This is a genomic window from Nonomuraea sp. NPDC004702, assembly GCF_053601695.1.
Window position 1 is genome coordinate 27,237 of sequence record NZ_JBSGCE010000033.1, and the last position, 14,960, is coordinate 42,196.

The following is a 14,960-nucleotide window of genomic DNA, read 5'->3' on the forward strand; positions in this document are numbered from 1 at the left end:
ACGTACCCCTTCACCGTGCTCTTTCACTGGTCAGCCGTCACTCCATAATCGAAGTCATGGCCGCCGAATCCGCCCAGACGCTCGAACGCGGGCTGCGCCTGCTGCGACTTCTCGCCGACGGGAAGGGCGGGCGCACCCCGACCGAGCTGAGCACCGAGCTGTCGCTGAGCCGGCCGGTGGTCTACCGGCTGCTGACGACGCTGCTGAACGAGGGGTTCGTCCGCCGCGACGCCGAAGGGCGGGTGCATCTCGGGTTCGGGGTGCTGGTGCTGGCCCAGGCCGTGCAGCCGTTGCTGCGGGCGGCGGCGGTGCCGACGCTGCGGCGGCTGGCCGAGCAGGTGGGCGCGACCGCGCACCTGACCGTGGCCGAGGGCGACGACGGGCTGGCGGTGGCGGTGGTGGAGCCGTCCTGGACCGATCTGCACGTGGCCTACCGGGAGGGGTCGCGCCATCCGCTGGCGAAAGGCGCGGCGGGCCGGGCGATCCTGGCCCTGCGCGAGGGGCGCGACGAATACCTCGTGACGGAGGGGCAGTTGCAGGTGGGGGCGCGGGGCATCGCCGCGCCCGTGACCGGGCTGCCGTGGCTGGAGGCTTCGGTGGGGGTGGTGACGTTCGGCCCGCTGGAGGAGGAGACGGGGCCGCGCGTGGTGGCGGCGGCCGCCGAGCTGGCCGCCGCGCTGGGTTGACATCTCCACACCGATGTCGGACGGTGGTCACACATAGAGGACACATGCGTCCGATAAGCGGACAACATGGAGGGCGGATGCCGTACTACCGCGTCGTTGGGGAAGTGCCACGCAAGCGGCACACGCAGTTCAGGCGGCCGGACGGCGGCCTCTACGCCGAGGAGCTGATGGGCGAGGAGGGCTTCTCGTCCGACTCCTCGCTGCTCTACCACCGCCACCTGCCCACCGCGATCATCAAGGCCGAGGCGGTCACGCCCGCGTCCGCGACGCGGCTGGAGCCCAATCTGCCGCTCTCCCCGCGCCATTTCCGCACGCAGGAGCTGTCCAGCGCCGGTGACCTGGTCGACGGCCGCATCCTGCTCGCCGGCAACGCCGACGTCCGGTTGTCGTACGCCACCAGCGACCGCCCCAGCGAGCTGTACCGCAACTCCATGGGCGACGAGTGCGTCTACGTGCAGCGCGGCTCGGTCCGCTTCGAGTCCACCTACGGCGTCATCGAGGCCGGCGAGGGCGACTACGTCGTCGTCCCGACCGGCACGATCCACCGCTGGGTGCCCGACGGGCAGGTCAACGTGCTGGCCATCGAGGCGTCCGGGCACATCAGGCCGCCCAAGCGCTACCTGTCGCAGTACGGGCAGTTCCTGGAGCACGCGCCGTACTGCGAACGCGACCTGCGCGCCCCCACGCAGACCCTGCTCGCCGAGGGCGAGGAGGTGCCCGTCCTGGTCCGCACGCGGGGCGGCCTGACCAGGCTGGTCTACCGCAACCACCCCTTCGACGTGGTCGGCTGGGACGGCTACCTCTATCCGTACGCTTTCAACATCGACGACTTCGAGCCGATCGTGAAGAAGACGCACGCGCCGCCGCCGGTGCACCAGACGTTCGAGGGGCCCGGGTTCGTGGTCTGCTCGTTCTGCCCGCGGCCGCTCGACTACCACCCCGAGGCCATCCCGATCCCGTACAACCACCACAACGTGGACTCCGACGAGTTCATGTTCTACGTGGGCGGCGACTACACCGCGCGCAAGGGCTCGGGCATCGACGTCGGCTCGGTCTCGCTGCACCCGGCCGGGTTCACGCACGGCCCGCAGCCCGGCGCGGTCGAGGCGGTGATCGACGCGGTCGCCCGCGGCGTCACCACCACGAGCGAGATGGCCGTGATGGTCGACACCTTCCGCCCGCTCGACCTCGGGCCGGGCGCGCTGTCCTGTGAGGATCCCGGCTACGCATGGACCTGGGCACGATGACTCTCTTCAGCGAACTGGTCGACGACGCGGGCCTGTTCCCGCCGACGTCGCTGCACATGGACGAGGCGCTGGCCCGCAACCAGCGCGACCTGGAGCACGGCAACGGCGTGCTCACCCACCGCTTCCTCTGCCCGGCCAGCCGGCTAGACCGGCTGCGGGGGCACGCCTACCGGCCGCGGCGCATCGGGCTGATCGTGGACACGCCCGAGCTCCCCGACTTCGGCGACCTGCCGGTGGACTTCGTCGAGATCCCGCTCGGGGCCGACGAGTCCGTCGCCGAGCTGGCCCGGCGCCTCGGCCTGCCGGCGCACGTGCGGCTGTTCGTCGAGGTCCCGCCGGACCGGAAGGTCGCCGGGGTGCCCGACGGGGTGGGGCTGAAGGTGCGCTGCGGCGGGCTCAAGGCCGAGGCGTTCCCGTCGGTGGAGCACCTCGCGGCGTTCGTCCGGGCCTGCGTCGAGGCCGACGTCCCGTTCAAGGCCACGGCCGGGCTGCACCACGCCGTGCGGCACTTCGACCCGAGCCTCGGCGTCGACCGGCACGGCTTCCTCAACCTGCTGCTGTCGGTCTGCGAGGCTGTGGAAGGCCGGGACCCCGCGCCCGTGCTGCGCACCACCGACGTCGGCCATCTCGTGCGGCTGGCCGGCGCCGTGACCGAGGAGACCGCGAAGCGGGCGCGGCGGCTGCTGGTCAGCTACGGCTCCTGCAGCACCGGCACGCCCGTCGAGGACCTGCAGACGCTAGGAGTGATTCAGTGAGCTGGGGAGTGGACAACCTGCCCTACGGCGTGTTCTCCCGTCAGGGCGAATCGCCCAGAGTGGGCGTCAGGTACGGCGACAAGGTGCTCGACCTGGCCGCCGCGCTGCACGACGAGGTGTTCGCCGCCCCCTCGCTCAACCCGTTCATGGCGAGGGGCCGCTCGGCCTGGCACGACACCAGGACCCTCATCCAGAACAAGCTGACCGGCGACTCCTCGGTCACCGAGAGCCACCTGATCCCGCTCGACCAGGTGCGGCTGCACATGCCGTTCGAGGTGGCCGACTACGTCGACTTCTACTGCTCGCTCGACCACGCCAGCAACATCGGCCGGATCTTCCGTCCCGACGCCGAGCCGCTGCTGCCCAACTGGCGTCACCTGCCCGTCGGCTACCACGGCAGGTCGGGCACGGTCGTCGTGTCCGGCACGCCGGTCCGGCGCCCGCACGGCCAGCTCAGGGCCGGGGTCTACGGGCCGTGCGCCAAGCTCGACATCGAGGCCGAGCTGGGGTTCGTGGTCGGCGTGCCGTCGGAGCTGGGCTCGCCGGCCGGGGCGTTCGAGGACCACGTGTTCGGGGTGACGCTGGTCAACGACTGGAGCGCGCGCGACATCCAGGCGTGGGAGTACGTGCCGCTCGGGCCGTTCCTGGGCAAGTCGTTCGCGACCTCGGTCTCGCCGTGGGTCACGCCGCTGGAGGCGCTGCCCAGGGTCCCGGGCCGCCCGCAGGACCCCGAGCCGCTCGACTACCTGCGCAGGCAGGGCGACTGGGGCCTGGACATCGCCGTCGAGGTCGTGCTCAACGGCGACGTGATCTCGCGCCCGCCGTACCCGAGCATGTACTGGACGCCCGACCAGATGCTCGCCCACATGACCGTGAACGGCGCCTCCCTGCGCACCGGAGACCTGTTCGCCAGCGGCACGATCTCCGGCCCTGAACGCGACGAGCGCGGCTCGCTCATCGAGCTGACCTGGAACGGCGCCGAACCGATCAAGCTGTCCGGCGGCGACACCCGCACCTTCCTCCAGGACGGCGACACGGTGACGATCCGGGCCACCGCGGGCGGCCTGACATTGGGCGAGGTGTCCGGAACCATCGGATAAGTAACTCAAGGTGCTTCGACCGTCACTCACCGCTAACCTGGGAAGTCCCCTTCCCTCGGAAAGCCCTCGGAGAGTGACGTGCGGCGTGCCGCGATCCTGTGTGTCGCCTTCCTCCTGGCCTGCTGCGCCTGCGGTCCCGTCGGCGACTCCCCGGCCGCGCCCGCGGTCGTGCACGTCTCCCCCGCCTTCGACGCCAAGCGGGCCCGTCCCGACAAGGGGCTGCTCATCACGGCGCAGGGCGGCCGGCTGACCCAGGTCCTGGTCTACGAGGGAGGCGAGCACGTCCCGGGCCGGCTCGACGCCTCGCACACCAGGTGGCGCTCCGACTGGACGCTCAAACCCGCGACCGAGTACACCGTCACCGCCACGGCCGCGGGCGAGAACGGCCCGTCCACGGTCTCCATGGGCCGCTTCCGCACCCGCGCCGCCGAGCACACGTTCGGGGTGGCCGCCACCGCGCCGCTGCCCGGCGAGACCGTGGGCGTGGGCATGCCGGTCGTCATCGACTTCGACACCCCGATCCAGGACAAGGCGGCCGTCGAGCGGTCGCTGGAGGTCACCACGAAGACCCCGGCCGAGGGCGCCTGGCGCTGGACCAGCGACACGCAGGTGGTCTACCGCACCCGCCGGTTCTGGGCCTCGGGGCAGCAGGTGATGGTCAGCGCCCACCTGGCCGGGGTGCGCCCGGCCCCGGGCGTCTACGGCACCCTCGACTCCACCTTCGCCTTCACCGTGGGCCGCCGGCAGACCAGCACGGTCGACGCCCGCACCCACCAGATGGTCGTGCGCCGCGACGGCCGGGTGGTGCAGCAGATGGCCATCAGCGCCGGCATGGCCACCACGCGGGAATACACCACCACCAGCGGCATGCACCTGACCATGGACAAGGGCAACCCGGTCCGGATGATCTCCCCAGGCCGCGCCAAGGGCGACCCCGGCTACTACGACCTGCTGATCGAGCACGCCGTGCGCATCTCCAACAGCGGCGAGTACGTGCACGCGAAGGACAACGTGTGGGCCCAGGGAAGGGAAAACGTCAGCCACGGCTGCATCAACGCCCGCCCCGACCAGGCGGCCTGGTTCTACGCCGGTTCGCTGCGCGGCGACCCGGTACTGATCACGGGCACCGCCCGCCGGCTGGAATGGGACAACGGATGGGGCTTCTGGCAACTTCCGTGGGAGAAGTGGATCCTGGGAAGCGCCCTGACCGCCCCGGCGACCGGCCGGTGACGGGTGCTCTGCGGACGAATGGGGGATTACGGTGGTAAGGGGGAACCAGTCCTACACACAGGCCCGTTATAGGTTCAGGAGGGCCGGAGCATGGATGAATGGGTCATCTGGATAATCCTCGCAGTCGTCCTCGGTGTGGCCGAACTGTTCACTCTCACGGCGGCCCTCGGGCTCCTGGGCGTGGCCGCTCTCCTGACCGCCGTGACGGCCGCCGTCGGGCTGCCCGTCCCCTTGCAGATCCTCGTGTTCGCCCTGTCGTCCGCGGCGGGGATGGTGGTCATCCGGCCGCTCGCCGTCCGCCATCTTCAGCAGCCGCCGTTGCAGCGTTTCGGCGTGGAGGCGCTGGTCGGCAAGCCCGCGTACGTGGTCTCCGAGGTCACGGGCCGCGACGGGCGGGTCCGCATCGGGGGTGAGGAGTGGTCCGCACGCGCTTATGACGAGACCCTGGTGATCCCCACCGGGGCGACCGTCGACATCATCGAGATCGAGGGCGCCACGGCCCTCGTGTATCCACGGGAGTGACCACATGGACCCGTTGCTGATAGCCGGACTGCTGATCATCCTTTTCGCCGCGTTCACCGTGCTCAAGGCCGTGCGGATCGTGCCCCAGGCGCGGGCCCGCAACGTGGAGCGGCTCGGCCGCTACCACCGCACGCTCAAGCCGGGTCTCAACTTCGTCATCCCCTACGTCGACCGCGTCTATCCGATGATCGACCTGCGCGAGCAGGTGGTGACCTTCCGCCCGCAGCCGGTCATCACCGAGGACAACCTGGTCGTCGAGATCGACAACGTCCTGTACTTCCAGGTCACCGACCCGCGGGCGGCGGCGTACGAGATCGCCAACTACATCACGGCCATAGAGCAGCTCACCGTCACGACCATGCGTAACGTGATCGGCTCGATGGACCTGGAGAAGACGCTCACCTCGCGCGACACCATCAACAGCCAGCTGCGCGGCGTGCTCGACGAGGCCACCGGCAAGTGGGGCATCCGGGTCAACCGCGTCGAGGTCAAGGCCATCGACCCGCCCAAGACCATCAAGGACGCGATGGAGAAGCAGATGCGGGCCGAGCGCGACAAGCGGGCCGCGATCCTCAACGCCGAGGGCCAGCGCCAGTCGCAGATCCTCACGGCCGAGGGTGACAAGCAGAGCCGCATCCTGCGGGCCGAGGGCCAGCGCTCGGCCGCCATCCTGGAGGCCGAGGGCCAGTCGCGCGCCATCGACCAGGTCTTCCAGGCCGTCCACCGCAACGACCCCGACCCCAAGCTGCTGGCCTACCAGTACCTTCAGGTGCTGCCGCAGCTCGCCCAGGGCAGCGGCAACACGTTCTGGGTCATCCCGAGCGAGGTGACCTCGGCGTTGCAGGGCGTCTCGAAGGCGTTCACCGAGGCGCTGCCGAAGTCGGCCGCCACCCGCGAGGAGCAGCCCCGGCCGTCGGAGGAGCTGGACCGGGAGATCGCGGCGGCCTCGGAGGCGGCGGCCGAGGCGGTCGCCGACGCCCAGGAGGCCGAGAGCCCCAAGGGCCCCCGCCAGATCGCCCAGGCCGTCAACGAGCCGTCCCCGTTCCCCGACCTGGAGCGCGAGCGCGACCCCAAGGACACCGGCCGCTGACGTCCGCCGGGGCCGCGCGGGTTCCCCCGCCCGGCCCCGGCGCCGCTCAGCGCTGGCCGTTGTCGAAGTACGCGGCCAGCTCCGGGTCCAGCGGCGGCACGTCGTACGGCATGCCGCCGTCGCGCAGCGACATCGTGGCCATGTACCCGGCGGCGACGCTCATCCTGGCCGCCACGGGTGAGGTGTCGGTCGCCCCGCCCTCCGTGACGAACCGGCAGAACTCGGCCATGATCTGCGGATCGGCCCCACCGTGCGAGCCCTGCGCGGCCGGCACCTGGTAGGCGATGTCGCAGTCGTCCCGGTAGGAGGTGGGGCCGGTGTTCCACACCTTGACCGTGTCCCCTGGGCCGTCGCCGAAGTTCTCCAGCCGGCCCTCGGTCCCGATGACCGTGTAGTTGCGCACGTAGTCGGGGCTGAAGTGGCACTGCTGGTAGGCGGCGATGACGCCGTTGTCCAGGCGCATGTTCATGACCGACACGTCCTCGACGTCGATCACGTGGTGCAGGTCGCGCCGCTGCGTGGGCGGCCACTCGAACTCCCGCAGCCAGCCCTCCGGCCGGGGCGTCCCGGGCTCGCGGCGCGGCAGGTCGCCGTAGACCATCAGGTCGCCGAGGGCGTTCACGCGGGTGGTGTAGCCGCCGGCCAGCCAGTGGATCACGTCGAGGTCGTGCGCCGCCTTCTGCAGCAGCAGGCCCGTCGTACGGGTGCGGTCGGCGTGCCAGTCCTTGAAGTAGTAGTCGCCGCCGTAGGACACGAAGTGGCGTACCCACACGGTCTTGGGCTCACCGATCACACCCTTGCGGATGATGTCCCGCATCAGGCGCACCACGCCCATGTGGCGCATGTTGTGCCCCACGTACAGGCGGCTGCCCGTCTCGCGGGCGGCCCGCAGGATGTTGTCGCAGCCCTCGACAGTGATGGCCATCGGCTTCTCCAGGTAGACGGCCTTGCCGGCCTGGAGGGCGTCGATGGCGATGCGCTCGTGCGTGTCGTCGGGGGTGTTGACGACGATCGCGTCGAGATCCGGCCGGTCGAGCAGCTCGCGGTACTCCCCGGTCAGGAACTCCGCCTCGAACCGCTCCGACTGCTTCTTGAGCACTGCCGGGTCGGAGTCGCACAGCGCCGCCACGACCGAGCCCTTGCCCGGCCGGTGGGCGGCCAGGGCGAGACTCGTCCGCAGGCCGAGCCCGATGACTCCGATGCGCAGGTCTTCCACAAGTGTCCTTTCAAACGGTAGAACGATCAGCCCTTGGCGATGGATGCCTCGTACTCGGCCCGCATCGCCTCGCCGCCCCTGCCCAGCCACTTCTTGACGAAGGCCGGCCAGTCCGACATCGACTTACGCCCGGTGACGATGTCGTCGACCATGTCCTTGCCCATGGTGCTCAGCTCGCCGTTCTTCTGGGTGTAGGTGTCGGAGAAGTGGCCGGTGGTGACGCGCTCCTGAAGCATGGGAGCGATCTTGGTCTCGAAGTCGTGGATGAGCTTGGTGCGCTCGGGCTGGCCGGGCAGGAACAGCGCGGACGGCGAGCCGATCACGAACGAGAGCGGCTGCTGCGTGGTGGGCACCTCGGCCTTGCCCTTGTCGGTGAAGGCGAGGTCGCCGTCCTTCTTGGTGAAGTGGGTGCCCTCGACGCCGAAGTTGACGCGCTCGTACTCCTCCGTGCCGAACGGGGCGGCCAGGTAGTTGAGCACGCCGAGCAGGGTCTCGATGCGCTTGGCGTCCACCTTCTTGCTGATCGAGGTGAAGCCCACCGAGCCGAGCCCGGCGTTGTAGACCGGCTTGGACGACGGCGTCGCCGCGAACGGCACGATCGCGCCCAGGTTGTACTTCTGGGTCTTGGCGTCGTTGAGGAAGCCGGGGAACGACTCGACGTACGCGCCGATCTGGCCGTTGGCGACCTTGTCCTTGATGGTGGGCAGGGCGGGGTCGGGCCAGAACAGGTTGGCCTTGAAGCACTTGACCGCCAGCTCCAGCGCCGCCTGGTACTCGGGCGTCTCGAACTGGTGGATCAGCTTGCCGCCGGTCAGCTTCCAGGTGTTGGGGGCGCCGTACCAGTGGCTGAACATGTGCACGTGGTTGTAGTAGCTCGGTTCGAGCGGGTACTTGTTCTTCTTCACGTCGAGCAGCTGCTTGGCCTTGGCCAGGAAGTCGTCGGCGCCGGTGAACTCGGTGCCGCCGACCGGCTGCCAGTAGTCCTGGTTGACCAGGAACACCTGGCCAAAGCGGCTGTAGGCGACCGCCACGCCGTACAGCTTCCCATCGGTGACCGCGGACTTCCAGGTCACGTCGCCCAGGTTGGCCAGGTTCGGGTACTTCTTGATCGCGTCGCCGCTCAGGTACGACGTCAGGTCGTGGAACTTGGCCGCCAGCAGCTCGGGCACCCGCTGCAGGCCCTGGTTCGGCGGGAACCAGACCAGGTCGGGCAGGTCGTCGCTGGCGATGATGGCGTTGAACTTGTCGGGGTAGCCGTCGCCCACGACGATGTTCATGCTCCACTCGGAGCCCAGGGCCTTGCCCAGCTCCTGCAGGTAGGTGTTCTGACCGGGGGCGGGCGGCGCGACGTCCCACGTCTGGGTGAGCGAGGTGATCTTCTGGCCGTCGCCCGGGGCGGTGGCGACCGACTTGACCAGCTCGCTCGGGTACTTCAGGTACGCGGGGTCCTGGCCGGCGTCGATCGGCAGGTCGGGCGTGGGGATCTTGGCGGCGGTGTACGTCGGCAGCGTCAGCTTCTTGGACAGATCCGCGCCGCCCTTCTTCACGCCTGCGGGGCCGCTCTCGCCGCCGCAGGCCGCGAGCCCGGCGACCGTGGCGCCGGCGAGCGCGAGTCCGAGGAATCCACGACGGGACATGATGGATGACATGGTTGCTCCCGGGTTCTCAGCCCTTGATGGCGCCGGTGAGGACGCCCTTGGTGAAGTACTTCTGGAGGAATGGGTAGGCGAGCAGGATCGGCACGAGCGCGATGATGAGCACCGCCATCTGCACCGACGAGGCGGGCAGGTCACGCACGATCGCGACGTCCGAGCCCGTGGCCGAGGTGCCGCGGAAGATGAACTGCCGCAGCACGACCTGGATGGGGTGCTTGGTCTGGTCGTTGATGTAGAGGATCGCGGTGAAGAACGTGTTCCAGTACGAGACCGCGTAGAACAGGCCGACGACGGCGATCACCGCCTTGGACAGCGGGATCGCGATCCGCCACATCATCCGGAACTCGCCGCACCCGTCCATGCGGGCCGCCTCGAACAGCTCCTCGGGCAGGTTCTGGAAGAACGACCTGACCACGACCACGTTGAACGCGTTGACCAGCACCGGCACGATGAGCGACTGGTAGGTGTCGATCATGCCGAGTTCCTTGACCATGAGGTAGCTCGGGATCATGCCCGGCGTGAACAGGAACGTGGCCAGCACCATGAGCAGGATCGGCTTGCCGCCGAGCATGCCGCGCCGCGACAGCGCGTAGCCGAGGAAGACCGTGCAGATCAGGCTGAGCGCGGTGCCGGTGAGCGTGATGCCGATGCTGATCAGCACCGACCGGGTGACCGCGCCGCCGGACAGGATCAGCGAGTACGCCTCGAAGGTCGGGTGCGAGGGCCAGAGCACGTAGCTGCCGCCGTTGGCGATGCTCTCGGCGCGGCCCATCAGGCTCGTGCCGACGGCCAGCCCGAACGGGTACAGCACGGCCACGGTGATCGCGGTCAGCACGACGAACTTGAGCGTGCGCCCGGCGATGGTCGGGCGTTCCATCCACGGCGGCCTCATCGATAGATCCCCTGCTCTCCGAAGCGGTGCGCGAGCTTGTTGGCCGCGTAGATGAGCGCCGCGCCGATGAGGCCCTTCATGAGGCCGGCGGCGGTGCTCATGCCCCAGTCGCCGTCACGGATGCCGTGGTAGTAGACGTAGGTGTCGATGACCTCGGCCGCTCCGGCGCCCACGGCCTCCCGTTGCAGGACCATCTGCTCGAAGCCGACGGACAGGATGTCGCCCAGGCGCAGGATGAGCATCATGAGGATGACCGAGCGGATGCCGGGCAGCGTGACGTGCCACAGGCGGCGCTTCCAGTCGGCGCCGTCGATGGCGGCGGCCTCGTACTGGCTCATGTCGATCGCGGTGATCGCGGCCAGGAAGATGATCGTGCCCCAGCCGCAGTCCTTCCAGATGACCTGGGCCGTCACGAGCAGCTTGAACGTGTCCGCGTTCGACATCAGGTTGCCGATGGTGATGCCGTGCGAGTTCAGGAACGAGCTGACCGTGCCGGCGCCTCCGATGACCTGCTGGAACATCGCCACCACGACCACCCACGACAGGAAGTGCGGCAGGTAGACGACGGTCTGGATGAACCGCTTGACGCGGTGGCCGATCAGGGAGTTCAGCAGGAGCGCGAGCGCGATCGGGGCCGGGAAGTACAGGACGAGCTGGAGCGCCGTGATCTGCAGGGTGTTGCCGACCGCGCTCCAGAACTCCGGCTCCTCCAGCAGCATCACGAAGTTGTCCAGGCCCACCCAGGGGCTGCCCGCGATGCCGAGGAACGGCGCGTAGTCCTTGAAGGCGATGACGTTGCCGAGCAGCGGCACGTAGAAGAAGGCCACGAAGTACAGGACGCCGGGCAGGCACAGGGCCAGCAGCGTCCAGTCGCGCTTCAGCCGCTCAAGCAGGGTGACAGCGGCCACACGCTCACCTCCAGTCGGGTCGGGATGGCTGGAGGCTAGTACCGATTTATGCAAATAACTAGGTTAAAGCGATCAGATCTGAGCATGCTTGCTGGATCGATGTCGCACAGCGACATGCCTGTGACAGAACGGTTATCTAATTAGCCAAGTTGGCTACGTAAAGAGCAGGCGATCTGCCTGATCGAGGGCAAACCGGACGGCGCCCAGCGTGATGCACTCGCTGCCCAGCCCCGACGCCACCACCTCCGGCGGGTAGAGGCAGTACTCCTCGAACAGCTCGCGTACCGGCTCGACCAGCAGGTCTCCGGCCGAGGACAGGCTGCCGCCGATGACGACCATGTCCGGGTCGAGCGGGTTGACCACCGTGACGAGCCCGGCGGCCAGGCCGCGCGCGAACTCCCTGACAGCCTGGCCCGCCCGCTCGTCGCCGGCGCGGGCCCGGGCGATCGCGAACTCGGCGCACTGCCGGCTGGAGCGCAGCTCGCCCGGCTCGACGGCCATCGCGTAGTCGAGGACGTACCGGAAGGCGGTCCAGTTGTTGTTCGGCTGGGCCCCGATCTCCCCGCCCGCCGCGTGCGCCCCCCGGTACGGCCGGCCGCCGATGAGCAGGCCCATGCCGATGCGGTCGCCGGTGAACAGGTAGACGACGTCGTCGCGGCCCTGCGCGGCGCCCCGCCAGTGCTCGGCCAGGACGGCCAGGCGCATGTCGTTCTCGACCAGCACCGGCGCGGGGATCCGGGCCGACAGCTCGCCCTGCAGGTCGAGGCCGGTCCAGTCGGACAGGGCGATGCTCTTGACGACGCGCCCGGAGCCGTCGACCGTGCCGGTGGTGCCCACGCCGACGACGGTGACGTCCGCCAGCGCCAGCCCGGCCTGGGCGGCGGTCTCCGTGGCCAGCCCGACGATCTGGTCGAGCCGCTCGGCGGCGGGCATGTCGCGGTGGTTGGGCGCGCGGCGGGTGACGGCGATCGTGCCGTTCAGGTCGGCCAGCATGGCGCGCAGGCTGGAACCGCCGATGCCGACGCCCAGCACGTGCCCCGCGGAGGCGCGGAACCGGAAGCGTTTGGCCGGGCGTCCTCGCTGGCGGTCGCCGGCCTCCTCCTCGCACTCCTCCGCCCAGCCCTCGGTGACCAGGTCGTCGACGATGACCTCGGCCGTCGGCCTGGACACCCGGGCGGACCTGGCCAGCTCCGACAGCGTGGCCACGTCGGCCTCGCGCAGCACGCGCAGGATGGCCGCCGAGTTGAGCTTGCGCAGAAGCGAGGCGTCGCCGCTCTGCTGTCGCACCGATACCTCCGAGTCGCCGGGCAGGTCATCTTCAAGCTTATTTCGTAATTGTGCCTGGTCCCGCTGCCGCGTGAAGCTGAGCTGTGGGGGCACTTAAGAATCCCTCGATGGACATGTTCCGAGGGGAGCGGGCACAGTGCGTTAGGTTCGGAACAGGGGGAAGTGAAGCGATGAAAGCGCTGGTCAAGCAGAAGGCCGAGCCCGGCCTTTGGCTGGTGGACGTGCCGGAGCCCGAGGTCGGGCCGGGCGAGGTGAAGATCCGGGTGCTGCGTACCGGCATCTGTGGCACCGACCTGCACATCCGCAAATATGACGACTGGGCGCGGCACACGCTGAAGCTCCCGCTCGTCGTCGGGCACGAGTTCTCCGGCCACGTGGTCGAGGTCGCGCCCGGCGTGGAGGACATCGCCGTCGGCGACCTGGTGAGCGGCGAGGGCCACATCGTCTGCGGCAAGTGCCGCAACTGCATGGCCGGACGCCGTCACCTGTGCCGCAACACGGTCGGCCTCGGCGTCAACAGGGACGGCGCGTTCGCCGAGTTCGTCACGCTGCCCGCCTCGAACGTGTGGGTGCACCGGGTTCCCGTTCATCCCGACGTGGCGGCCATCTTCGACCCGTTCGGCAACGCCGTGCACACCGCGTTGTCCTTCCCCCTGGTCGGTGAGGACGTGCTGATCACCGGCGCGGGCCCGATCGGGCTGATGGCGGCGGCCGTCGCGACGCACGTCGGCGCGCGCAACGTGATGATCACCGACGTCAGCGACGAGCGCCTCGACCTGGCCGGCAAGCTCGGCGTCACGCTCGCGCTCAACGTCTCCAGGGCGACGATCGACGAAGGCATGCGCCAGCTCCACATGCGGGAGGGCTTCGACGTCGGGCTTGAGATGTCCGGTAACCCTGGGGCCATGCGTGACATGATCGCGAACATGACGCACGGAGGGAAGATCGCGATGCTCGGTCTTCCCGCCGAGGAGTTCGCCGTCGACTGGGCCACCGTGGTGACCTCGATGCTCACCATCAAGGGCATTTACGGCCGGGAGATGTACGAGACCTGGTACAACATGTCAGTCCTGCTGGAAAAGGGTCTCGACCTCTCCCCCGTGATCACCGATCGGTTCCCGTACCACGACTTCGACGCCGCCTTCGACACGGCCGCGAGCGGCCGTACGGGCAAGGTCATCCTCGATTGGAGCGCTTGATGTTCACGAACGTGCGCGAGCAGCTGCGTGCGACGCTCGACGAGATCACCGAGGCCGGGCTGCTCAAGCCCGAGCGGGTGATCACCACCCCGCAGAGCTCCCAGGTCGGCGTGGCCGGGCGCGAGGTGCTGAACTTCTGCGCCAACAACTACCTGGGCCTGGCCGACCACCCCGAGGTGGTCGAGGCGGCCAAGCAGGCGCTCGACCGCTGGGGCTTCGGCATGGCCTCCGTACGGTTCATCTGCGGCACCCAGGAGGTGCACAAGGAGCTCGAATCCCGCCTGTCGGACTTCCTGGGCATGGAGGACACCGTCCTCTACAGCTCGTGCTTCGACGCCAACGGCGGCGTGTTCGAGACCCTGCTCGACGCCCAGGACGCGGTCATCTCCGACGCCCTCAACCACGCGAGCATCATCGACGGCATCCGCCTGTCCAAGGCCCAGCGCTTCCGCTACGCCAACCGCGACATGGCCGAGCTGGAGGCCAGGCTCAAGGAGGCGTCCGACGCCCGGCGGCGGCTGATCGTCACCGACGGCGTCTTCTCCATGGACGGCTACCTCGCCCCGCTGCGCGAGATCTGCGACCTGGCCGACCGCTACGACGCCATGGTCATGGTGGACGACTCCCACGCCGTCGGCTTCGTCGGCCCCACCGGCCGCGGCACGCCCGAGCTGCACGGCGTCACCGACCGGGTCGACATCATCACCGGCACCCTGGGCAAGGCGCTCGGCGGGGCCAGCGGCGGCTACGTCTCGGCCCGCAAGGAGGTCTGCGAGCTGCTGCGCCAGCGGTCGCGGCCGTACCTGTTCTCCAACTCCCTCGCCCCGGTCATCGCCTCGGCCTCGCTGCGCATCCTCGACCTGCTGGAGACCTCCGGCGAGGCGCGCGAGCGGCTGCGCTCGAACACCGCGCGCTTCCGCAGCGAGATGACCAAGGCCGGGTTCGACATCCTGCCCGGCGAGCACCCGATCGTGCCCGTGATGATCGGCGACGCCGCCGAGGCGGGGGCCATGGCCGAACGCCTCCTCGACCTGGGCGTCTACGTGATCGGCTTCTCCTACCCGGTCGTGCCGCACGGCCAGGCCAGGATCCGGGTGCAGCTCTCGGCCGCCCACTCCACCGAGGACGTCGACCGGGCCGTGGCGGCTTTCGTCCAAGCACGCCAGGGTTGAG

Annotated in this window: 14 protein-coding genes; 9 read left to right on the forward strand and 5 right to left on the reverse strand. The window is 69.4% G+C overall.

Going from position 1 to position 14,960, the window contains the following annotated elements; translation table 11 throughout:
- The first annotated feature begins 56 nt into the window (after positions 1–56).
- The 7 genes from ACWEJ6_RS33125 (at position 57) to ACWEJ6_RS33155 (ending at position 6,630) form a co-directional block, all read left to right on the forward strand.
- A complete protein-coding gene (locus ACWEJ6_RS33125; RefSeq protein ID WP_352361631.1) occupies positions 57–686 on the forward strand; it encodes a helix-turn-helix domain-containing protein in 630 nt (209 codons plus the stop codon).
- A 77-nt stretch (positions 687–763) separates the two neighbouring features.
- A complete protein-coding gene (locus ACWEJ6_RS33130) occupies positions 764–1,933 on the forward strand; it encodes a homogentisate 1,2-dioxygenase (RefSeq protein WP_358298814.1) in 1,170 nt (389 codons plus the stop codon).
- Positions 1,930–2,688, forward strand: a complete 759-nt coding sequence (locus ACWEJ6_RS33135) for a hypothetical protein (protein ID WP_452428884.1) — start codon at positions 1,930–1,932, stop codon at positions 2,686–2,688. Before ACWEJ6_RS33130 ends, ACWEJ6_RS33135 begins: the two co-directional genes overlap by 4 nt.
- Positions 2,685–3,788 carry a fumarylacetoacetase gene (gene fahA / locus ACWEJ6_RS33140; RefSeq protein WP_357976260.1) on the forward strand — a complete coding sequence of 368 codons (1,104 nt, stop codon included), beginning with the start codon at positions 2,685–2,687 and terminating at the stop codon, positions 3,786–3,788. The genes ACWEJ6_RS33135 and fahA overlap by 4 nt, the downstream gene beginning before the upstream one ends.
- Before the next feature lie 78 nt (positions 3,789–3,866).
- On the forward strand, positions 3,867–5,018 hold the full coding sequence (locus ACWEJ6_RS33145) for an Ig-like domain-containing protein (RefSeq protein WP_452428887.1): 1,152 nt from the start codon (positions 3,867–3,869) through the stop codon (positions 5,016–5,018).
- A 90-nt stretch (positions 5,019–5,108) separates the two neighbouring features.
- Positions 5,109–5,540, forward strand: coding sequence for an NfeD family protein (locus ACWEJ6_RS33150; protein WP_352324976.1), 432 nt, complete (start codon positions 5,109–5,111; stop codon positions 5,538–5,540).
- A 4-nt stretch (positions 5,541–5,544) separates the two neighbouring features.
- Positions 5,545–6,630: an SPFH domain-containing protein gene (locus ACWEJ6_RS33155; RefSeq protein WP_352361641.1), complete on the forward strand. Its 1,086-nt coding sequence runs from the start codon at positions 5,545–5,547 to the stop codon at positions 6,628–6,630.
- 46 nt (positions 6,631–6,676) lie between these two features.
- Here ACWEJ6_RS33155 and ACWEJ6_RS33160 read toward each other — a convergent pair whose 3' ends face one another.
- From ACWEJ6_RS33160 to ACWEJ6_RS33180, 5 genes are all read right to left on the reverse strand, one after another.
- Complete coding sequence (locus tag ACWEJ6_RS33160) at positions 6,677–7,846, reverse strand: Gfo/Idh/MocA family protein (protein ID WP_387681253.1); 1,170 nt, start codon at positions 7,844–7,846, stop codon at positions 6,677–6,679.
- A 26-nt stretch (positions 7,847–7,872) separates the two neighbouring features.
- Complete coding sequence (locus ACWEJ6_RS33165) at positions 7,873–9,495, reverse strand: hypothetical protein (RefSeq protein WP_452428890.1); 1,623 nt, start codon at positions 9,493–9,495, stop codon at positions 7,873–7,875.
- Between the two features lie 16 nt (positions 9,496–9,511).
- Positions 9,512–10,378, reverse strand: coding sequence for a carbohydrate ABC transporter permease (locus tag ACWEJ6_RS33170; protein ID WP_352325035.1), 867 nt, complete (start codon positions 10,376–10,378; stop codon positions 9,512–9,514).
- Positions 10,379–10,389: 11 nt separating this feature from the next.
- Positions 10,390–11,301 carry an ABC transporter permease gene (locus tag ACWEJ6_RS33175; protein WP_357976243.1) on the reverse strand — a complete coding sequence of 304 codons (912 nt, stop codon included), beginning with the start codon at positions 11,299–11,301 and terminating at the stop codon, positions 10,390–10,392.
- Between the two features lie 153 nt (positions 11,302–11,454).
- Positions 11,455–12,588 (reverse strand): ROK family protein, encoded by a 1,134-nt coding sequence (locus tag ACWEJ6_RS33180; RefSeq protein ID WP_387681259.1) that lies wholly within the window; start codon positions 12,586–12,588, stop codon positions 11,455–11,457.
- Between the two features lie 170 nt (positions 12,589–12,758).
- Here ACWEJ6_RS33180 and tdh point away from each other — a divergent pair, with 170 nt between their 5' ends.
- Both tdh and ACWEJ6_RS33190 read left to right on the forward strand, forming a co-directional pair.
- On the forward strand, positions 12,759–13,787 hold the full coding sequence (tdh, locus tag ACWEJ6_RS33185; RefSeq protein ID WP_452428892.1) for an L-threonine 3-dehydrogenase: 1,029 nt from the start codon (positions 12,759–12,761) through the stop codon (positions 13,785–13,787).
- On the forward strand, positions 13,787–14,959 hold the full coding sequence (locus ACWEJ6_RS33190) for a glycine C-acetyltransferase (RefSeq protein WP_387681264.1): 1,173 nt from the start codon (positions 13,787–13,789) through the stop codon (positions 14,957–14,959). Before tdh ends, ACWEJ6_RS33190 begins: the two co-directional genes overlap by 1 nt.
- Position 14,960: the final 1 nt, after the last annotated feature.